Annotated in this window: 15 protein-coding genes and 1 tRNA gene; 10 read left to right on the forward strand and 6 right to left on the reverse strand. The window is 43.4% G+C overall.

Features of this window, described 5'->3' with window-relative positions:
• Positions 1–347: 347 nt before the first annotated feature.
• Positions 348–432, reverse strand: a tRNA-Ser gene (locus tag QM629_RS07580).
• A gap of 125 nt (positions 433–557) precedes the next feature.
• Between QM629_RS07580 and QM629_RS07585 the strand changes: the two genes are divergently transcribed.
• The 4 genes from QM629_RS07585 (at position 558) to QM629_RS07600 (ending at position 5,991) form a co-directional block, all read left to right on the forward strand.
• Complete coding sequence (locus tag QM629_RS07585; RefSeq protein WP_415158808.1) at positions 558–2,384, forward strand: ABC transporter ATP-binding protein; 1,827 nt, start codon at positions 558–560, stop codon at positions 2,382–2,384.
• A 117-nt stretch (positions 2,385–2,501) separates the two neighbouring features.
• Positions 2,502–2,897: a DUF3276 family protein gene (locus tag QM629_RS07590; protein ID WP_415158810.1), complete on the forward strand. Its 396-nt coding sequence runs from the start codon at positions 2,502–2,504 to the stop codon at positions 2,895–2,897.
• Positions 2,898–3,174: 277 nt separating this feature from the next.
• Complete coding sequence (locus tag QM629_RS07595) at positions 3,175–5,565, forward strand: zinc-dependent metalloprotease (protein WP_415158812.1); 2,391 nt, start codon at positions 3,175–3,177, stop codon at positions 5,563–5,565.
• A gap of 108 nt (positions 5,566–5,673) precedes the next feature.
• A complete protein-coding gene (locus QM629_RS07600; protein ID WP_415158814.1) occupies positions 5,674–5,991 on the forward strand; it encodes a hypothetical protein in 318 nt (105 codons plus the stop codon).
• 92 nt (positions 5,992–6,083) lie between these two features.
• On the opposite strand, the gene rplI is transcribed toward QM629_RS07600, so the two are convergent.
• The 5 genes from rplI to QM629_RS07625 form a co-directional block, all read right to left on the reverse strand.
• Positions 6,084–6,530, reverse strand: coding sequence for a 50S ribosomal protein L9 (rplI, locus tag QM629_RS07605; protein ID WP_415158816.1), 447 nt, complete (start codon positions 6,528–6,530; stop codon positions 6,084–6,086).
• Positions 6,531–6,571: 41 nt separating this feature from the next.
• Positions 6,572–6,838, reverse strand: coding sequence for a 30S ribosomal protein S18 (rpsR, locus tag QM629_RS07610; protein WP_415158818.1), 267 nt, complete (start codon positions 6,836–6,838; stop codon positions 6,572–6,574).
• 3 nt (positions 6,839–6,841) lie between these two features.
• On the reverse strand, positions 6,842–7,195 hold the full coding sequence (rpsF, locus tag QM629_RS07615) for a 30S ribosomal protein S6 (protein ID WP_415158820.1): 354 nt from the start codon (positions 7,193–7,195) through the stop codon (positions 6,842–6,844).
• 270 nt (positions 7,196–7,465) lie between these two features.
• Entirely contained in the window at positions 7,466–9,607 is a 2,142-nt protein-coding gene (gene metG / locus QM629_RS07620; protein ID WP_415158852.1) for a methionine--tRNA ligase, read from the reverse strand.
• A gap of 321 nt (positions 9,608–9,928) precedes the next feature.
• On the reverse strand, positions 9,929–11,413 hold the full coding sequence (locus tag QM629_RS07625; protein WP_415158822.1) for an NAD(P)H-hydrate dehydratase: 1,485 nt from the start codon (positions 11,411–11,413) through the stop codon (positions 9,929–9,931).
• Between the two features lie 1,208 nt (positions 11,414–12,621).
• Between QM629_RS07625 and QM629_RS07630 the strand changes: the two genes are divergently transcribed.
• The 6 genes from QM629_RS07630 to QM629_RS07655 all read left to right on the forward strand — a co-directional run bounded on the left by QM629_RS07630 (position 12,622) and on the right by QM629_RS07655 (position 20,919).
• Positions 12,622–14,928: a TonB-dependent receptor gene (locus tag QM629_RS07630; RefSeq protein WP_415158824.1), complete on the forward strand. Its 2,307-nt coding sequence runs from the start codon at positions 12,622–12,624 to the stop codon at positions 14,926–14,928.
• Between the two features lie 397 nt (positions 14,929–15,325).
• Positions 15,326–16,708 (forward strand): HmuY family protein, encoded by a 1,383-nt coding sequence (locus QM629_RS07635; RefSeq protein WP_415158826.1) that lies wholly within the window; start codon positions 15,326–15,328, stop codon positions 16,706–16,708.
• A gap of 445 nt (positions 16,709–17,153) precedes the next feature.
• Positions 17,154–17,975 (forward strand): heme/hemin ABC transporter substrate-binding protein, encoded by an 822-nt coding sequence (locus QM629_RS07640; protein WP_415158828.1) that lies wholly within the window; start codon positions 17,154–17,156, stop codon positions 17,973–17,975.
• Between the two features lie 9 nt (positions 17,976–17,984).
• Entirely contained in the window at positions 17,985–19,043 is a 1,059-nt protein-coding gene (locus tag QM629_RS07645; RefSeq protein ID WP_415158830.1) for a FecCD family ABC transporter permease, read from the forward strand.
• Positions 19,043–19,906, forward strand: a complete 864-nt coding sequence (locus QM629_RS07650; protein ID WP_415158834.1) for a heme ABC transporter ATP-binding protein — start codon at positions 19,043–19,045, stop codon at positions 19,904–19,906. The genes QM629_RS07645 and QM629_RS07650 overlap by 1 nt, the downstream gene beginning before the upstream one ends.
• Complete coding sequence (locus QM629_RS07655) at positions 19,879–20,919, forward strand: hemin-degrading factor (protein WP_415158836.1); 1,041 nt, start codon at positions 19,879–19,881, stop codon at positions 20,917–20,919. The genes QM629_RS07650 and QM629_RS07655 overlap by 28 nt, the downstream gene beginning before the upstream one ends.
• Positions 20,920–20,944 lie beyond the last annotated feature (25 nt).

Consider the following 20,944-nt stretch of genomic DNA (forward strand, 5'->3'; position numbering starts at 1 on the left):
ATCACGAGGGATACTTATGATAGGTGGTATTCTTCCTACAATCACAATATCCTAAATCTAAAAGGAGCAATAGAGCGACTTAGTGAAGATCAAGGAAGGGCGTTTGAGATACTGGAGAAAAATCTCTACCTCCTATCTGACATGCGCTATGTATATACCAGCTCTGATACGATGCAGAAACGCGACTTTATCAATAGGGTGTTCGACAACAATTTATATTATAAGGAGGGCATCTATCGAACACCTACCATGCTACGGATGTTTACCCATAACTCGCTGAAAATGAAAGAAAAAGGATATCTGATATACGAAAAAAAAGAGGGGCTTCTTGATGAAGCCCCTCTCAGCGGAGGGAGAGGGATTCGAACCCCCGGACCTGTTACAGTCAACGGTTTTCAAGACCGCCTCATTAAACCGCTCTGACATCCCTCCGGCGCAAATATAAGATGCGAATCTTATCAGCAAAAAAATGTATTGCCATTTTATGATTGCTTTGAAATCCCTAAACATTTCTTCTTCATTCAAAAAATATCTATCGCCTACCTTTGCCATCTTAAATGAAACATCTTGCATCCTTACATAAATATTTCTGGAAATACAGGGCACGTTTGCTGGCAGGCATTTTCTTCGTTATCCTGTCTAACTATTTTACCGTGCTTGCTCCTGAAATTACGGGTTATGTGGTGGGGCAGGTACAGCAATATATTTCCGGCCAAACGGGCAAAACGACAGAAAACTATTCCGCTTCGGTACGGGCTCTTATTAACTGGCTGCAGCATTTTAATTTCAGCAAAATAGTTTTGATTAGCAGTATCGTGATTTTATTGCTTGCTTTGTTAAGAGGCATATTTATGTTCCTGATGCGGCAAACCATTATTGTAATGAGCCGTTATATTGAGTACGACCTGAAAAATGCCATATATGATCATTACCAGCAGCTCGATATGGGGTTCTTTAAAACACACAGTACCGGCGATATGATGAGCCGTATTGCGGAAGATGTGAGCCGTGTAAGAATGTACACAGGGCCGGCTGTAATGCAAACCGTAAACCTGCTGGCGCTTATTATACTTTGCCTGGTAAATATGTTGCGAAAAGATTTTCATTTAACACTGGTTGTTATAGCACCTCTCCCATTATTAGCCATCACCATATACTTTGTAAATACGATTATTCATAAAAAAAGCGAGAAGGTGCAGGCGCTGCTTTCCGACCTTACAACCAATGCACAGGAATCTTATTCGGGCATACGCGTAATAAAATCTTTTGTGCAGGAAAAAGCCATGCTTGGCTTTTTCAGCAGAAACAGTGAAGCCTACAGGAAAAATGCAGTAAGCCTTGCCAAAGTGGAAGCCATTTATTTTCCAAGCATGACGCTGCTTGTAGGATTAAGCACCCTGCTTACGATTTTGATAGGCAGTAAAATGGCGCTGGCCAATCCTGATAAAGTAGGCATTATCGTAGAGTTTGTTATTTATATTAATATGCTTATGTTCCCGGTAAGCGCCATTGGCAATGTTGCCAGCATGGTGCAGCGGGCAGCAGCTTCACAAAAAAGGATAAACGAGTTTTTAGATACCAGGCCGCTTATTACAGACCCGGCAAAAAACAATGCCAATGAAATTTTAAGCGGAAGCATTATTTTTAAACATGTAAGCTTCGCTTATCCGCATACAGGCATTCGCGCCTTACATAATTTTTCGCTCGAAGTGAAACCCGGCGAAAAGGTGATGATACTGGGCAAAACCGGCAGCGGCAAATCAACTATAGCACAACTGTTGCTGCGGTTTTATGATCCGGATAAAGGTGAAATTTTTATTGGCAATAAAAACATCCGTTATGTTTCCTTAACAGCCCTGCGTAATTATATCAGCTATGTTCCGCAGGATGTTTTTCTTTTCAGCGATACGATTGATAATAATATTCGTTTTGGTTTAAATAATAACAGCAAAGGCCTGGCAACCGATACAAGTAAATATGCGGAATATGCCGCCGTGCACGAAGAAATACTTTCGCTTAACAAAGGCTATAAAACCCTTGTTGGCGAACGTGGCGTTACACTGAGCGGAGGCCAGAAACAACGCGCTTCCATTGCAAGGGCGCTTTTAAAAGAAAGCCCTGTAATGCTGTTTGATGATTGCCTCAGCGCAGTGGATGCAAAAACCGAACATAAAATCGTAAACAACCTGAACGGCTTTCTTCAAAACAAAACAACTATTATCATCACACACCGCATCTTTCTTTCAATACCGTTTGATAAAATCATCATTCTCTCAAACGGTGAAATTGCAGAAGCCGGAACGCATGCAGAATTATTGGCAAAAAATGGTTATTATGCAGGGCTGTATAACCTGCAATTAAGTGAGGAAACAGCATCGGCTTGATATAAATTCGGGCGTATTGCCTGTTGCTTTTAAAAAGTTTTCCAAAATTTTGGTAATTGTAAAACAATATTATATTTGCTGCTACAAGCAAAGATTATTCATTAAACCAAACGAAAAGTGGCTTACGAAAATAACGACAAGAAAATGGAAAGCGTTTACAGCAAACGCATAAAAGCAGGGAAAAGAAGAACTTATTTTTTTGACATAAGAGCTACCCGCGGCAACGACTACTATCTTACAATTACCGAAAGCCGCAAGAGGTTTAATGATGGTGGTTATGACAGGCATAAATTATTCCTGTACAAAGAAGACTTCAACAAATTTGCCAAGGCATTGAGCGAAGCTGTAGATTACGTAAAAACAGAATTAATGCCCAACTTTGATTTTGATGCATTTAGCCATGAATACCCTGAAAACGGCGTATTAGCCGAAGAAACGCAGATTGAAATAGAAATTGAGGCAGAAGATGTTCCCGGCGCATCTTCCTCCTCTGAAGACGTTGACAAATGGTAAACAAAAAATATTCGTTCAGGATAAGGCTGTTTAAACAAAACAGCCTTTTTTATTATAAGAGCCTGTTTAAAATTTATTTCCAGAATTTATTATAGGTCAAAAAGTTGCTTGTTTTCAATGTTTTTTGATGCCGATTGAGACAAAATCAGGCAAATTTTTTGGGCTAAACCTGTAATGTTGGTTTGAGATTTAAAATTTAAGCAGGCTCTAAAAGTTTTAAAAATCCATAAAACAATTTTTATTCAATCGTATTTTTAATACACATAAATTGTAGTGAATGAACTATGCCAAACAAATTATTGCAAGCCTTTTTCTGCTTGCAACTGCTTCTTTCACAGCCAAAGCCCAGCTTTATAAAATTGAGCTTGCCAGTAAGGTAAAAAAGGCTTCCCATATTGTGGAAGGAAAAGTTACTGCCCAGTATTCATTCTGGAACGATGCACATACAATTATCTATACTTCGAACAAAATACATGTGTATAAATTATTTAAGGGCCAGGCAATTGATTCTACCATTGAAGTATTAACACTTGGCGGAACGGTGGGCGCAACATGTCTTAAAGTAAGTGATGTGCTTCAACTGGATAAAGGCAAAACCGGCATTTTTTTCCTGCATGAAAACACAGGCAAAATACGTTCGCCCCAAACAAAAAATATATTATTTGATGTGTACAGCAGCGCCCAGGGTTTTTTGCAGTACAATAAATCGGGAAAGAAGGCGGTTGCACCTTTTGCTTCATATAATAACATTCAGCAAACACTGTATAAATCAATAAACAAATATACCGGCACTACAGAAAAAATAATTGATAATGCTTTTGCAAGCGGCGCGGCGCAGGCAGAAACAACCGGCCCTGTTATAAGTAACGGCACCACAGCCGTTGCCATAACTTCCTTTTCGCCCGATACGGTGCACGGGGGCGCCATAAACGATGAAGCGAATAATATACTAACCATTACCGGCTCTGGTTTTGGCAGCAGCCCTTCGGGTGATGCAGCGGTAAATTTTAAGGATGCCAACAGCGATAATACAGAACCGGATTATGAAGTGGCCTACAGCTCTCCCTATATTATTTCGTGGACTGATACGCAGATAAAATTACATGTTCCCGACCGGGCCGGCACAGGCCAGTTCTCTGTGGTAACAACGGATGGCTCTACTGCAACCAGCGCAGCAACATTGGAAGTTTTCTTTTCTGTTATAGATGCGCTTTTTCAAAATGATGACGGTGATTATGTAGTAAAAGAGCCCAGGCTGATGAATACAAATAGCAGTGGCGGTTATACGGTGCAGTACAGTACAAGCACGGCAGGTAAGGGGATTAATTTAGCCCAGTCTTCAGCCAGCGCTACATTTGAACGGGCCCTGGCAACATGGAAGGAAATTACAGGAGCTAATATTACCGTGGGCGCCACCACCACGCAACAGGCAGTAGCAGATGATGATGTAAACCTCGTGGTTTTTGATAACACCAATACCGGGGTTGCGCAAATGGCAGATGGCGTTTTGGAATCTACGTATAGCTGGTTTTCGGCCTGCCAGCAAAACGGCCAGATACTGGCCGCACAAAAAACCGGCTTTGATATTATAATAAGAAATGACGCCGTTTCCACCGGCGACGCTCTTTCTATTGAAGATGGCCCCTGCTTTCCTGCACAGGGCTCTTATGACCTGGAAATGATCATCCTGCACGAGTTGGGCCACGCCCTTAATCTTTCCCACATTAACGATGATTTTGAAAATGGCGGCGGCGGTTATACCACAATTAATCCATCGAAACTGATGCATTATGCCATACTGGATTATGTGGGCAGAAGATCGCCAGATATTTCTGCATACGATGGCGCTTTATATGATATAACCCCTCAGCAAAACACGTATGGAAGCTGCAGCCTGTATGCCCAGGAAATGACGCCTATATCTGTTACGGCCCTTTCAACAGACGAATGCCCTTCCACTTTTCCATCTTCATCCATAACGGCTAACACCATTGTAAGCTTCGATCTTGTGCATGCCACCAGCAATAAACTGAAAGACCCTTCATTCAAACAGGTAACATGTGATGCTACCGGCACTTCTGTTACCAATAATGTGTATTACGCTTTTTCTACCGGTTCTGAAACAGAAGTCACCATTGATATAAGTAATTACACTACTGTGCCGGCCGAATTAAGCGCATGCACCGGCCAGGGCATTAAGATGTCGCTGTACGATGTGGAAACATGCCCCGAAGCATCATCTTATCCTACGCCGGTTTTCTGCAGTACGTTTAACGCTGATGGAACAATTGATATAACCGGGCTTGAAAAGAACCATAAGTATCTTTTATATTTTGACGGAGTAAGAAATACAAAAGCAACGTTCTATGCAACTTTTAATGCCGATGGTTCAAACCAGGGCATCCAAACCACTATTGATATTGCGCCCAATCCTCTTGTTAGCGGCTACGCAAATATTACCATTACAAATACTACAGGATCTTACTACCAATACAGCTTATTTGATGCTGTTGGCAAACAGGTTTTAGCCGGTAAGTTAAACGTAACATCCCTTACCCAAACTTTTACCATTGCAATAAACAACAGCGCGGCAGGCGTTTATTTCTTACGTGTTGCCGATGAAAATGGCAAAACAGTCATCAAAAAGAAACTTATCAAATACAATTAGCATAGCTTAATTCATTGCGCCGGCACCTTCTGTTCAAAAATTAATATTACAAGGCTCAATCTAATATTAATTTTGTGTTATCATTTTTAAAACACAATTCTAATAATTATGAAAAAAGCAGCAGAAAAACCTGTCAGCCCAAAGAAGGAATTCAGAAAAGAGCTGGCCGTTAAAATTGAGACTGCATTGGGTGAATTAAAAGAATGGATGGATGAAGAAGAATTTAAGCGCCGTTTAAAAAAAGCGGCCAAAGTGCTTGCGCAGGGCTTGCATGGCAAAGAATTATCAAAACATAACGATGCGGAAGGGAAAATAAAGCAGGCCCCTCCTCCTCATCATGAAATAAAACCGGCTTTTAAACAGGCAAAGGGCTTAAAAAAGGCCGGCCCTAAAAAAGCGATGCATAAGAAAGCGGCCAAGACCTGATTGCCAATCATAATAAGGCACGGGAATGAAATGCACACAACAAAAAACCGGATCATTATCTGATCCGGCTTTGCATTACATTTTTCTTTTGGCTACTCTCCCACTACTTCAAATTCTATTTCAGTATGGTTGCCGTTGCCAAAATCTATATTGGCTTTATATGTGCCCAGTTCTTTCACTTCGTCCTGGATAGTAATACGCTTGCGGTCTATTTCATAACCCTTCTGGTCGCGTATAGCCCGTGAAATCTGTAAAGAAGTAACGCTGCCGAAAATCTTTCCGCTGGTACCGGTTTTAGCGCCAATCTTAAGCGGAGCTTCTTTAAGCACCGTAATTACTTTATTAATTTCTGCAAGCATGGCTGCTTCTTTCTTAGCCTGAACTTTCAGGCGCTCATCCATCTGTTTTTTATTGGCAGCATTCGCTTCTACAGCAAATTTGCCCGGAATAAGATAGTTGCGCGCATAACCGTTTTTTACGGTCACCAGCTCATTAGCAGCGCCAAGATTATCTATATCCTGTATTAATATTACCTGCATTTTTAATTTTTTTAGCTGTGAGCTCGTAGCTCGTAGCTTTTCTATTTTAATAAATCTGTTACATAAGGTATCAACGCCATCTGGCGGGCTTTTTTAACAGCATCGCTTACTTTGCGCTGATATTTTAAAGAATTGCCTGTTAAACGGCGGGGCAAAATTTTTCCCTGGTCATTCACAAATTTTTTCAGAAATTCAACGTCTTTGTAATCAATGTACTTAATGCCATATTTCTTAAAGCGGCAGAATTTCTTCCGGGGCTTTTCGGTTTTTATGGCGGTAAGGTATTTTATTTCATTTGCTTTAGCCATAAATTAACCCTCCACTTTTTCAATTCCTGTTGGTACGCCACTTCTCTTTTTAGCATTGTACTCAACGGCGTATTTGTCGAGCGCAGTTATCATGTGACGAAGCACCTGTTCATCACGCAAAAGCTGTATTTTCAGCTTTTCATTGAAGCTGGATGGCGCACTGTATTCCAGAACCCAGTAAATGCCTGTGGTTTTTTTCTGGATAGGATACGCCAGTGATTTTAGTCCCCAGGGATTGCTGTGCACAATGCTTCCTTCCTGTTCAATAATAAAGTCAGCATATTTTTTCTGAACGGCTTTAAATTCATCGTCAGAAAGCACAGGGGTAAAAATCACCATCAATTCATAATTGTTCATTACCCTGATTGTTTTTGATTAATAAATAAATTTTGGGCGGCGAAGGTAAGAAAGAAAGCTGAATTGCAAAAGCGATTCTATAAAAGCTTAACACTTGGGTATTTACACCCGTCAGCTTCAAAAGTACCTGATGGATGTATCCCATCGGCCAACCCTATGTTTTGCACTGCAACGAAAAAGAAATAACAGATTTATTAAACAGAGATTTATAATTCAATATCATCCGCCTGGCAGGTTTTTACAACCTGCCAGGCCTGGAAAGTTCTAACATCAGCTCACACCGCTGCCTGCATCTGTATCTTCATCAGGATTTACAAAGATCAGTTTACCAGCTTTGTTCTCTGCCATCAATATCATGCCGTTGCTTTCAATACCGCGCATTTTTCGCGGTGCAAGATTGGCAACTAGCACTACCTGTTTGCCCACAATCTCTTCCGGTTTAAAATGCAGGGCGATGCCCGAAACAATTGTGCGATTTTCAAAACCAAGGTCAATTTCAAGTTTTAAAAGCTTGTCAGCTTTTTCCACTTTTGAGGCGCTTACTATTTTGCCAACACGCAGGTCGAGCTTTGCGAAATCATCGTACACAATTGGAGCTTTGAGCAATGAGCTTTCAGCTTTCAGCAAATCTTCCTGGCTGATTGCTAATTGCTGATTACTGACTTCTTTACCTGTTTTCACCAACCCGCTTTTCAGTTTATTAATCTGCGCCTCTATCTCCTTATCTTCAATCTTCCTGAATAAAATTTCCGGCGGCCTCAGGCTGTAACCCACACTTAATAATTTGATGGAGCCGGCATTTTCCCAATCCAGCATTTTATCCACCACCTTCATCATATACAGCATTTTCTTTGCGGTAAACGGCAGGAAAGGATTGATTAAAATGGCAAGGTTAGCCGTAAGCTGTAAACATAAGTGAAGACAATTATCAACTAATTTTCGGTCAACGGTCAACGGTCCACCGTCAACCGACTTCTTCCACGGCTCTTTCTCCTGCATATATTTATTGCCTTTGCGGCTCAGGTCAATCACTTCAAACAAAGCTTCGCGAAAACGGAATTCTTCGATAGCTTTTTCCACTTTTGCTTTGGCAGCTTTAATGTCTGCAATCAATGCACGGTCCGTATCGTCCATTACATCTTCATGCAGCCTGGGCACTTTGCCGCCACAGAGTTTATGCATGAGCACAAAACTACGGTTTACGAAATTGCCGAAAATGCTGGCCAGCTCACTATTGTTTTTATCCTGGAAATCTTTCCATGTAAAATCATTATCTTTTGTTTCCGGCGCATTGCTGCACAATACGTAACGCAAAACATCCTGGCAATCCTTAAAATCTTCAAGGTATTCGTTTACCCAAACCGCCCAGTTACGCGATGTGGAAACCTTATCGCCTTCAATATTTAAAAATTCATTGGCCGGCACATTGTCAGGCAATACAAAACCACCATGCGCTTTCAGCATGGAAGGGAAAATGATGCAGTGAAAAACAATATTATCCTTGCCAATAAAATGTATCAGCCTGGTATCTTCCCGGCACCAGTAATCAGCCCAGTTAGGCGTTAATTCCTTGGTAGCGCTGATGTAACCAATCGGCGCATCAAACCAAACATATAAGACCTTTCCTTCCGCATCCGGCAGGGGCACTTTAATGCCCCAGTTGCTGTCGCGGGTCATAGCGCGGCTTTGCAGGCCGTTATCCAGCCAGCTTTTGCATTGGCCATACACATTGTTCTTCCATTCTTTATGATCTTCCAGTATCCATTGCTTCAGAAAAGCCTCATAATCCTGCAAAGGGAAATACCAGTGTTTGGTTTTCTTTTTAACCGGCGTAGCATCGCTTAAAGCGCTGCGGGGATTGATGAGCATTTCCGGGCTTAATGAGGAGCCGCATTTTTCGCATTGGTCGCCATAAGCATTCGGGTTGCCGCAAACCGGGCAGGTGCCAATGATATAACGGTCTGCTAAAAAAGTCTTTGCTTTCTCATCATAATACTGTTCGCTTTCTTTTTCTTCAAACAGGTTTTTCCCATACAGGTTAAGAAAAAAATCCTGCGAGGTTGTATGATGAATCTGATTGGAAGTGCGGGAATAAATATCGAAAGAGATTCCCATCTGCTCCAGGCTGCTTTTTATAATCGCATGGTATTTATCTACGATCTCCTGGGGCGAAACACCTTCTTTCATGGCGCGGATGGTGATGGGAACGCCGTGCTCATCGCTGCCGCTTACAAATTTTACGTCGCGCTTTTGGGCGCGTAAATATCTTACATAAATATCTGCCGGTAAATACACGCCTGCCAGGTGGCCAATATGAATAGGGCCGTTTGCATAAGGCAAAGCAGCCGTAATGAGGTAACGCTTGCCCCCAGCCCCTAAAGGGGAGTTTTTAGCATCGTGATTATTTGAAATTTCGTTTGTGTTTCGTATTGTCTGTGTATTAATGTCTGCCACGCTGTTATAATTAAGGGCTGCAAAAATAAGCTAACGCCGTTAGACCCTGAAGAAGTTTGGATTTGAAAGTTTTTTTGGCTGATGGATATTTTTAAGTTCACAAGTTCACGGGTTCACTTGTTCACAAGTTATTATTGCGGGTTGTTGTTTCTTTTGTTTAAGGTTTAATGTATAAAGTTTAAAGTTGATAGCCACAACATTTATAAATTATTTTGAAGTATGTTATCTTGTAACAGGCTCAACCCGTGAACCCGTGAACTGCTTCAACCTATCAACCTATCAACCACCCACCAATCCACTAAAAGCCGTTCCCAGGCAATTCACTACATCTGAAGCGATCATGCTTTCCTGCGACTGTGTGCCAAGTGCCATGTCAGCCGCAAGCCCGTGAAGATATACGCCAAATAACGCGGCTTCAACCGGGCTATAGTTTTGCGCAAGCAAGGCCGTGATAATACCGGTTAGAATATCGCCGCTGCCGCCCTTTGCCAGGCCGGCGTTGCCGGTGGTATTAAACCAGCCTTTTCCATTACCGGCAATTAATGAATAAGTGCCTTTTAAAATGATCACGCAATTAAGCTCTGCTGATTTTTTTATAGCGATATCAATTGCTTCAAAATCATTTTCGGCTTTACCAAATAAGCGCTCAAATTCTTTTGGATGCGGCGTTAGGATTGAACCGGGCATAATTGACCGGAACAATTTTTTGTGCATGGAAATAATATTGAGGGCATCGGCATCAATCACGGCAGGATGTTTAAATTCATTTAGCGTCTGCTCAACCAGTTGCAGGCCATCGCCTGCTGTGCCGAGGCCCGGGCCTATACCCACAACATTTATTTTTTCGAAGCTTACACCTTTTTCCCTTAACTGGCACATCGCTTCCGGCAAATAAGCATGCACCGCACTTAAAAATGCAGCAGGAACATTTAAAGTGGTTAACCCGGCGCCGGCGCGCAAACAGGCATGGGCAGCCATTAAGGCAGCGCCCATTTTTCCGGTATTGCCGGCAATGAGCAATGCATGGCCATACGTGCCTTTATGGGAAAAAGGGTTGCGTGGTTTATAGATTCGCCGGATAATGGCAATATCCACAATTTGAAAAATGGTTTCAATACCTTCTAAAAAACCTGGCAGCAATCCAATATCAAGTATAATTAATTTACCCGTATTCTCCGCATTTTCCGCCACAAGAAAGCATAGTTTATATTGCTGAAATGTAAGCGTAACATTTGCCTGTATAACGGCATTGCCGCCACTGCTCTTATCAATAAACATTCCGCTGGGCACATCAATGCTTATAACAAATGCTTTTGATTGATTTATATGCTGCACCAGCGCTGCGCTTAAATCTTTTAAAGGGCGGTTAAGGCCCGAGCCGAAAAGCGCATCAATTACAATTTCACCTTCTTTTATTTCAGGAAAAAACGCCTCTGATTGTATAAAATGAAGGTTTACATTCATTTCGTGCAGGCGCTGCAAATTCGTTTGAAAATCGTCTGTACCGATGGCGCCAAACTCAATTATATATACGCTTACATTATAATGCCGGTTAAGCAGCAGCCTGGCAATGGCAAGGCCATCTCCCCCATTATTGCCTTTGCCGCAAAATATTTTAAAGGGCTTGTGAAGAAACGCCTGCTGCGCAATATAATCTGTACAGGCGGTGGCGGCGCGCTCCATTAAATCAACAGGCTTTATTGGCTCGCCGGCAATGGTATAAGCATCCCAGTGATGAATTTGCTGTGCTGATAAAATTTTCATTCGTACAAGTTTTTTTTTCAATGGTCTCATGCCTGTCCCGAACTTGCTTCGGGAGAACCTCGCTATGCACATTACCCTGTGTGAGAAAAAATTATCATGCTCGGTTTCATTCGTGCATATTTGTTTTTTCAATGGTCTCATGCCTGTCCCGAACCTGCTTCGGGAGAACCTCGCTATGTACCTGCCTCTCCGGCAGGCAGGCATTCCCCTCCCGAAGCAGGTTCGGGACAGGTTGTGTGAGAAAAATTATCATGCTCGGTTTCATTAATTAAAAGTAAATCAATCCCTGCAACCGCTGATGCGTTGATGAAGAAAACGAAGTAATGCAAGTCCGGAGACTTGCCGCATACACCTGCGAAGTCCGGAGACCATAGCTGTTCGAAACCATTTTCTTAAAGCCTCATAGAGGCTTAACGTGTGTACAATGCTGCTCGTAATGTTTCTTTACCGTTCCATTGGAACGGAACATTTACACGCACCACGCCTGCGGTGTGGCCCCCCCCGGCACAATTATTTCTACACACTTGGGCGATCCTATGGATTGCCGATCGCTAATGCAGGGTTCGAACACTTGTGGTCCGGAGACTTTGCAGAGCGGTGAACGGTTTTCCCGTTTGCGTAACAGGTTTTCCCGATTGCGTATATGACAATTTTTTGACACGGGTAATTTTGTACTGTCTTTCTGCTCCCACATAAATGCTTTGTAAGTAAATGTATGGATGACTGCTGTCTGCTGCGCTTACGCAAAGCTTATCTGATAATATAATATAAACGCTGTTCATTAAATAAATAATCATTGTGTCCGACTAAAATATTTTCTCTTGGGCTAAAGCCCTTTATGGGCCTGCTTTTTACTAACCCCAGGCTTAAGCCTGGGGTTATATTGAAACCCTTGCACAATGGGCTTTAGCCCAAGTTATCCGGACAATAATGATAAATAATGTGTGCCACCTGTGCGTACCGGTTGTTTGTGCGCCTGAGACAAAAGGGTTACGTCGTTGCTAACCTGTTGATGCAATGTATTGCCTGCACTATCCCTGGAACGCTAACCGGCGGGAGCAGAAAGCCCGGATGGCTTTCAGGGAGAAGCGGGTTTTACAATAAACCATTGCGCCTTACGAAAACACCATATCAAACATCAAGGCCTGGCTCCAAACTGCCAGTCTTTAAGTAAAAAAAGATTAAACAATAAGTAATCTCAACAGAGGATGGCAAGAATAGTTTCGATTTTAAGTCTTTTAATGCTCGGCGTTTCCATACTGGCTGCACAAACAATGCCTGCGCACATACAGGGCATTGTTAGTACAAATGATAACAAGCCCGCTGCTGCAGTAACTGTTCTTTTGAAAGGAACAAACAAAATTACTGTCACCAATAATGACGGTTATTTTGTTTTAGGCAATGTGGCAGCAGGAAGTTACCAGCTTGAAGTAGCGTTGGTAGGTTATAAAACACTTCAGCAAAATGTAATGGTTGAAGACGGCAAAACGATACAACTGCATCTTCAGCTTGCCGTATCGCAAAAACAGTTGGGCGATGTGGTGGTTACAGGCCAGTATATGCCGCAGTCTTTAAGAAACGCTGTCTATCGCGTTCGTGTAATTGACCAGGCAACCATAAAAATGCGCAATGCCACAGATGTGCTGGGCGTATTAAATAACGAATTAGGCGTACGTTTTTCAAACGATCTCGCACTGGGAGAAACCGACGTACAGATAATGGGCATGAGCGGCCAGAATGTAAAAGTGCTGTTGGATGGCGTTCCGCTTATTGACAGGAATGGAACAAAGCAAAGCCTGAGCCAGGTTGATATCAATTCCGTTGAGCGCATTGAAATAGTAGAAGGCCCCATGTCTGTTGTGTATGGAACCGATGCGCTGGCCGGCGTTATCAATATCATCACAAAGAAAGGCGCATCAACAGGCGAAAGCGCATTAACCGTGGCTGCCCGTGCGCAGGAAGAAACAGTGGGCAATAAGGAATACAATGCTTTTACCGGCAAAGGCGTGCACAACGAAAATATTGCAGTGGCATGGCGGCACAAGGGCTGGCATGCAGATGTATCAGTAACACGCAACAATTTTGGCGGATGGCAGGGCGAGGATACCGGCCGGGCAAAAGAATGGATGCCAAAAGACCAGTGGCTTTCGGGCGGAACCGTTGGCTACCGCAATGCCACAGTGCATGTATGGTACCGGTTGAATTACCTGAATGAAGTGATTCATTCGCTGGGCGATGTTAATCCAAATACTTCACTGGCCACCGATGCAGATTATACCACCAACCGTTATATGCACCAGGCGCAATTTGACTGGATTATCAGCCATAGGCTCAACCTGAATACATCAGCATCGTACCAGCAATATTCCAGGGCCACGCAAACAACCACGTATAATGTAATCACCCGCGACAGGCGGCTATCGTTAGATACTGCGGCGCAGGATGTTTCCAGATTCAACACGGTATTTTTCAGGTCAACAGCGCAATACATCATCTCCCCATCCGTGTCTGTACAGCCCGGCATAGAATACCAGCGCGATAATGCAAGCGGCGAAAGAATAGAAGGCTCGCCGGTCATTAGCAATTATGCTTTCTTTGTTTCATCGGAAATAAAACCCATTCCAGGCATCAATATCCGCCCCGGCATCCGCATCAGTAAAAATTCCACGTACGATGCGCCGCCGGTAATTCCATCCATCAATACAAAATTCACCGTCAGCAAAACACTGGATGCGCGCGCCGCCTATGCACGGGGATTCCGCGCCCCGGCCCTGCGTGAATTGTATTTCTGGTTCTTCGATGCCAATCATTCCATAAAAGGAAATCCTGATTTAAAGGCTGAATATTCCAACAGCTTTAATGGTTCGCTTACCTGGCAACCTGCTATTTCAAATAAGGTAAGCTTATCATCAACCATCAGCGGTTTTTATAACGATTTCAATAACCGTATTGATTTAGCGCTTGGGCAGGACGCCAGCAATCCCAGTGTTTATACGTATATCAACATAGCAAAATATAAAACCACCGGCGGCACCTGGCAAAACATGTTTGAATGGAAACAGCTTACGGCCACACTGGGGGTTTCTTACATTGGCCGGTATAATGAATATTCCACTGATACCACTTACAATAAAGGCGATGATCTGCCGGAGTTTACCTGGTCGCCGGAGATCAGCAGCAACATCATGTACAACTTTAAAAAAGCCGGCGTGCAGGCAGGCCTGTTTTATAAATATACCGGCAAGCTGCCTTTGTATGAGCTGGCCACTATTAACAATGAAGAAACCATCCACCTCGGCAAAACAGCGGCATACAACTGGGCCGATTTTAATGTGCGCAAATCGCTGGGCAAATATGCAACGGTAAGCGGCGGCATCAAAAATATTTTCAATGTAACAAGGCTGAATAACACTTCCGCAGACGTTGGCAGCGCCCACAGCACAGGCGGCCCGGTGCCGATGAGTTACGGGCGTTCTTGTTTTCTCGGCCTGCAATTTAACTGGGCAGAGAAATAGGATACATCTGAATTGAGCTTAAAAAAATAACAGTTAAAAATTCAATAACTAAAAACATTTAGAAACCAAAGTAAAATCATGCAGATTGAATGTAAGCATCAAGGCCTGATAGTTGAAAAATCAGCAGCACAAAAGCCCAATCAAGGCGTGTGCATGGGTGTGTTGAAACCGATGAAGGAGGTTCGCGAAGACAATAGAAAAACAAATATGATACTGAGCAAATATCATTCGTGCTTGAATTTCTTTCCTGCCTGACTGATTCGGTCAGGCGGGGGTTACTTTCTTTTTTCAAGAAATGCGAAGCATTCATCGAAACAAATAAAAAACATACATGAATGAGATAAAAGAAAGTAACAAGCACTAATCTATTCATACACTTTTATAAACAAATAATACAATGAGAAAAACAGCAAACCGCTTTTTATTTATTGCACTAACCGCTTTATTCACGAATTGCAAAAAAGATGATCCGGCCCTGCCCGACAACCTGGTACAGTTTTCCACCAGCCAGTTAGGTTTTGAATCAGACTCATCTTCTATTGAAATCAGCCTTTCTTTAAGCAGGGCCACGAGTGCAGATGTGCCCATTGTTATCAGCCTTGCAGGCGATGGTGTTACTTACGGAACGGAATTTACAACAACGCCTGCAGCCAGCGGCGGCAATATTTCTTTAACCATTCCCGCGGGCAGCAGCAGCACATCGTTTACCATAACTAAAACAACCGGGGTTTTACTGGATGGCGATGAATCTGTCAGCTTTGCCATTACTTCGGCAGGCACGCCCATTTTAATCGGCAGCACCGACAGCCTGGAGCTTAGTTTTTCTGCTATTATTTCACAAGGCAGCAAGCTCACCTTAAATGGCGGTGATGGCGGCGCTGCAGCAGAAAATACTGTTTTTGTTGACTTTAGCGCCAACCAGCAAACCGCAGTAAAACGCGATAGCTGGGACCTGGGTTTTTACAGCGGTGATGAATACCGGGTGATATTAAATTACATGCTCTCGGGCGCTATGGCTGTTCAGATTGATAAAAATGATTTAACACAGGTAACTGCTGAAGATACGGCAGGCATGGTGCTTTCACAAACATACAGCCCTTCCGACCTGGCCAAAGTGGACGATTACACCGGCGATCTTTCCAATACCGTTATTGATGAAATATCTGCCACGGATGCCGACAACAAAGTGTACATTCTTAACCGCAGCGGCCTTGTGGCCGGCACAAGCAATGGCTGGGTTAAGCTGCGTGTTTTGCGTAACAGCAGCGGTGGTTATACGCTGCAATATGCAGACATTGCGGATGCCGCCTTTAATACAGTTGATATTGCCAAAGACGATACTTACCAGTTCAGCTATGTTTCACTGGAAAGCGGAACAGCAGTGAGCGTTGCCCCTGCCAAAGGCTGCTGGGATATTGAATGGGGGCTTGCTTCTTACTACACTTCATCCGGCGCCTCCAATATTTACTATCCGTTTTCCGATCTTGTATTCATCAACAATATGGATGGCACAGAAGCCGCAGAAGTTTTAACTTCAACTGTAACGTATGATGCATTTGATGAAAGCAGCCTTGCTTCTGTAACATTCAGCAGCGACCGTGATGTAATAGGCAGCAACTGGCGTGCAACAACCGGCTCTTCCGTAGGTGTAAAAACAGACCGCTTCTATGTTGTAAAAGATCCGGCGGGCAATATATATAAGCTTAAGTTCCTGAACTTCACCACGCAGGACGGCGGCACACGTGGTTACCCGAATATTGAGTATGCATTGGTGCAGTAGCCCTCATCCCCGGCCCTTCTCCACAAGTGGAGAAGGGCGCCTCTTTTCAATGTGCGTTATTTATTTATGCAGAGGATGGATGATAATCATGCTTCATGTATTATATATGATTCAGGAAATTTAAAAAGAGATAGAATCAACTATTAACGATTAAAAAATGTAAACACCCGCTTTTAAAACCAATCATGTTTTACAAAGCGGGGCATCCCTCTCCATAAGTGGAGAAAGTTGATTAGATTCAATGTGCATTATTTTACTTATGCAGGAGGCGGATGATAGCAATGACGTATAATTAAATGAGAGTTTAAAAACTGTATAATTCAACTCTCAATAAAATAATTTATTAACAACTTAAAAATGTAAACGCCCGCAGTAAGAAAAAAATAATCAAACTTCAAGGCGGGCACCCCTCTCCACTCTGTGGAGAGGGGAAGGGGGTGAGGATATGAAAAAAATTCTTTTATCTGCATTATGTTTTGCCCTTGCATTTGCATCGCAGGCGCAGCAACGCATTGTTTCTTTAAACGGCGCCATCAGCGAGATGCTGTGTGCCCTGGGTTTGGAAAAACAAATTGTGGGGGTGGACATCACCAGCAATTTTCCTGAGGTATTAAAAAGCAAGCCAAAACTTGGCCACAACAGGAATATATCTGCGGAAGCCGTACTTGCATTACAGCCTGATATTATATTGACCACACAAGACCAGTTGAATGCACAATTAAAAGACCAGTTGCAGTCTGCCGGTATTAAAACAGTGGTGCTGCAGCAGGAATACAGCATTGAAGGCACAAAAAAACTGTTGAATGATGTTGCGGCGGCTGTTGGCGCATCTGCCAAAGCAAAAGAGTTATCGCAGCAATACGATAACCAGGTTGCTGCATTGAACATAAAACCGGTAAATAAAAAACTGCTGTTCATTTATGCAAGAGGCGCAGGCTCCATGATGGTAAGCGGCACGGGCACTTCACTGGATAAGATCATACAACTGGCAGGCGCAAAAAATGCGGTGAATGAATTTAAAGATTACAAGCCTTATTCATCTGAGGCGCTGGTGGCCGAAAACCCGGATGTAATATTGCTCTTCACCAGTGGCTTGCAAAGCGTTGGCGGCATAGAGGGCATGCTGAAGATACCAGGCATTGCACAAACAACCGCCGGTAAAAAGAAACAGGTTATATCAATGGACGGTGAAATGCTAAGCGGTTTTGGCTTACGTTTGCCACAGGCTATCAGGGAATTGAACAAACAGATTGCTGCCTTTAATTAAACAAGCTATATGCAGTTTATAAAACGTTACCTGCTGGTTTTTCTGATCGTTTTGCTGCTGGCAAGCATCATGCTTGCTGCAGGCAATGGCGCCATGCATATACATGCGCAGCAGGTAATTGCCATTCTTTTAAAGAAGATGGGCATTCGTCTTAATGTTGAATGCAGCGAAGGCATGGAAAATATTTTATGGCAACTGCGCCTGCCGCGTGTTTGCCTTGGAATATTGGTTGGCGCAGCGCTTGGCATTTCAGGCGCAGCCATGCAGGGATTATTCCGCAACCCGCTGGCAGATCCCGGTTTAATCGGCATTTCGGCAGGCGCTTCCCTGTTTGCCGTGCTTACCATAGTGGTGCTGGTAACCGTCCCGGCCATATCAGCGCATACCTCCTTTCTCCCGCAATATTATTTGCTTAATGTGCTCACATTTATGGGCGCATGCATTACATCTTTACTGGTATTCCGCATGTCGCGCATAAAAGGCAAAACATTAATCGCAACCTTATTACTGGCTGGCATTGCCGTAAACGCTTTGTGCGGCGCATGCACGGGTTTAATAACCTATAACGCCAGCAATGAACAGTTGCGCAATATTACCTTCTGGAGCCTGGGCAGCCTGGGCGGCGCATCCTGGCAAACTGTACTGGCCTTATTGCCTTTTGTGTTGCCGCCATTATGCCTGATGCCGTTCTTAGGAAAAGCTTTAAATGCCTACTCACTTGGCGAAGCAGAGGCTGGTTACATTGGCATACATGTAAAGGCGCTGAAATGGAAGATCATTTTGCTATCCACCATGGCTGTGGGCGCAAGCGTGGCTGTTGCCGGCATTATCGGTTTTGTCGGGTTAATAACGCCGCATATTTTAAGAACCGTTTCCGGCAGCGATCACCGCAGGCTTTTATTAAACAGCGCCCTGCTGGGCGCTTCCTTATTAACATTGGCTGATGTGGTAAGCCGCACGATTATTGCACCTGCTGAATTGCCCATCGGCATAATGACGGCCTTATTGGGAACGCCTTTGTTCATCATGCTTTTATTAAAACAGAAAAAACAAATCTTAACCGCGTAATGATAAAAGCGGAGCATATACAATTCAGTGTTGGCAGGAAAAGCATACTTCATCCCATGTCGTTTGAAGTGGCACAAGGCAAACTCACTGTTTTGTTAGGCCCGAACGGGGCGGGTAAATCAACATTGCTGCGTTTGCTTGCCGGTGAAGAAAAAGCATCAAAAGGAAATATATTAATCAACAATAAACCTTTAGCAAGATACACCATACAGCAACTGGCCCTGCAGCGGGCCGTGCTTACACAACAGTATGCTGTGCCTTTGCCTTTCAGTTGCGAAGAAATTGTAATGATGGGCCGGTATCCGCACCAGCAATATTCCTCCCGTTCCAACGATAAAAAAATTGTTGAGCGCTGTATGGAAAGAATGGAAGTGACGGAATTTGCCAGCAGGCTGTTTCATACACTGTCGGGCGGCGAACAGCAGCGTGTGCAACTGGCAAGGGTGCTGGCACAGTTGTACCATTCGCCAGCAGAAGAAGAAAATGATTTCAGCAATAAAATTTTATTGCTCGACGAGCCCACCGCCAGCATGGATTACCGCCACCAGCAGTTGTGCATGGAAAGGGCAAAATCTTTATCGCAGCAGGGCTGCACCGTGCTTGCCGTATTGCACGATCTTAATCTTGCAGCACGCTATGCAGATAACATATTTTTAATGAAAGATGGCAGCCTGCTCGTACAAGGCAAAAGCAATGAAGCGCTGCAGCCATCCATCATCAGCGAAGTGTACGAAACAGCAATAGACATTATACAGATAGATGATTATCCTTTTCCGGTTTTAATACCTTCCATTCATAAACAAACATTGTTAAACCTCCCAAAAAATAATACATCATGGAGCTTACAGCAGACACATCATTAAAAAATACCTGGATTAATTTCCACCAGCAAAACCCGCGTATCCGCATACGCAATGCAGCCAGGCAATTGCAAACAACAGAAGCAGAAATAATTGCTTCATTTGCCGGCAGCAGCGTGCTGAGATTAAAAAATGACTTTGGCGCATTTATGAAGCGCATGCCTGAACTGGGTTATGTAATGGTGCTTACGCGCAATGAATATGCCGTGCATGAAAGAAAGGGCGTGTTTGAAAATGTAAGCGCCGATAGCCCGCATGTTGGCCTTGTTGTTGGCAAAGACATAGATTTAAGAATGTTTTTCAGCAACTGGGCCTTTGCATTTGCCGTGTTTGATAATGAACAGGCGGCTTTTAAAAAATCCATACAGGTTTTTGATGCGCAGGGAACAGCCGTGATAAAGGTATATCCGCAAAAAGACAGCGATGAAAAAGCCTTTGAACAGCTTGTCCGCGATTTTTCTGATCCGGAGCAATCGCCTTATCTCCGTATTGCAGTACCCGGGGAGCCGCAGGTATATAACGATGATGCAGTTGATGAAGCGGCTTTTCGTAAAGCATGGAGTGAATTAAAAGATACGCACGACTTCTTCCCCTTTCTTAAAAAACACAATGTGTCGAGATTGCATGCGCTGCACATTGCAGGCGGGTTTGCCAAACAGGTAAGCAATGAAGCTTCAGCAGAAATGCTGAGGTATGCTTCGGCAAATGATATGGAAATAATGGTGTTTGTGGGCAATCATGGCAATATACAAATTCATACAGGCACGGTTAAAAACATTGTAGCTATTCCTAACTGGATCAATGTGATGGACCCGCAGTTCAATCTGCATCTTCGCACCGATGCCATTTATGAAACCTGGGCTGTTAAAAAACCTACGGTTGACGGCCTGGTACATTCCATTGAAGTGTTTGGCCCTGATAAGGAACTGATCGTTCAGTTTTTTGGTAAGCGCAAACCCGGCATTCCCGAACTGAAAGAATGGGCGGCGTATATTGATGGATTGACGGCTTTGTAATTGCTGTTTTCTTCATTGCATATAA

The organism is Parafilimonas sp. (assembly GCF_047606085.1).
Classification (GTDB): Bacteria; Bacteroidota; Bacteroidia; order Chitinophagales; family Chitinophagaceae; genus Parafilimonas.

What these genes read in the sequence shown, in the direction of transcription:
- QM629_RS07585 (WP_415158808.1), top strand. Translation starts at nt 558, where the DNA reads ATGAAACATCTTGCATCCTTACATAAATATTTCTGGAAATACAGGGCA.
- QM629_RS07595 (WP_415158812.1), top strand. Translation starts at nt 3,175, where the DNA reads ATGAACTATGCCAAACAAATTATTGCAAGCCTTTTTCTGCTTGCAACT.
- QM629_RS07600 (WP_415158814.1), top strand. Translation starts at nt 5,674, where the DNA reads ATGAAAAAAGCAGCAGAAAAACCTGTCAGCCCAAAGAAGGAATTCAGA.
- rplI (WP_415158816.1), bottom strand. Translation starts at nt 6,530, where the DNA reads ATGCAGGTAATATTAATACAGGATATAGATAATCTTGGCGCTGCTAAT.
- rpsR (WP_415158818.1), bottom strand. Translation starts at nt 6,838, where the DNA reads ATGGCTAAAGCAAATGAAATAAAATACCTTACCGCCATAAAAACCGAA.
- rpsF (WP_415158820.1), bottom strand. Translation starts at nt 7,195, where the DNA reads ATGAACAATTATGAATTGATGGTGATTTTTACCCCTGTGCTTTCTGAC.
- QM629_RS07625 (WP_415158822.1), bottom strand. Translation starts at nt 11,413, where the DNA reads ATGAAAATTTTATCAGCACAGCAAATTCATCACTGGGATGCTTATACC.
- QM629_RS07630 (WP_415158824.1), top strand. Translation starts at nt 12,622, where the DNA reads ATGGCAAGAATAGTTTCGATTTTAAGTCTTTTAATGCTCGGCGTTTCC.
- QM629_RS07635 (WP_415158826.1), top strand. Translation starts at nt 15,326, where the DNA reads ATGAGAAAAACAGCAAACCGCTTTTTATTTATTGCACTAACCGCTTTA.
- QM629_RS07640 (WP_415158828.1), top strand. Translation starts at nt 17,154, where the DNA reads ATGAAAAAAATTCTTTTATCTGCATTATGTTTTGCCCTTGCATTTGCA.
- QM629_RS07645 (WP_415158830.1), top strand. Translation starts at nt 17,985, where the DNA reads ATGCAGTTTATAAAACGTTACCTGCTGGTTTTTCTGATCGTTTTGCTG.
- QM629_RS07650 (WP_415158834.1), top strand. Translation starts at nt 19,043, where the DNA reads ATGATAAAAGCGGAGCATATACAATTCAGTGTTGGCAGGAAAAGCATA.
- QM629_RS07655 (WP_415158836.1), top strand. Translation starts at nt 19,879, where the DNA reads ATGGAGCTTACAGCAGACACATCATTAAAAAATACCTGGATTAATTTC.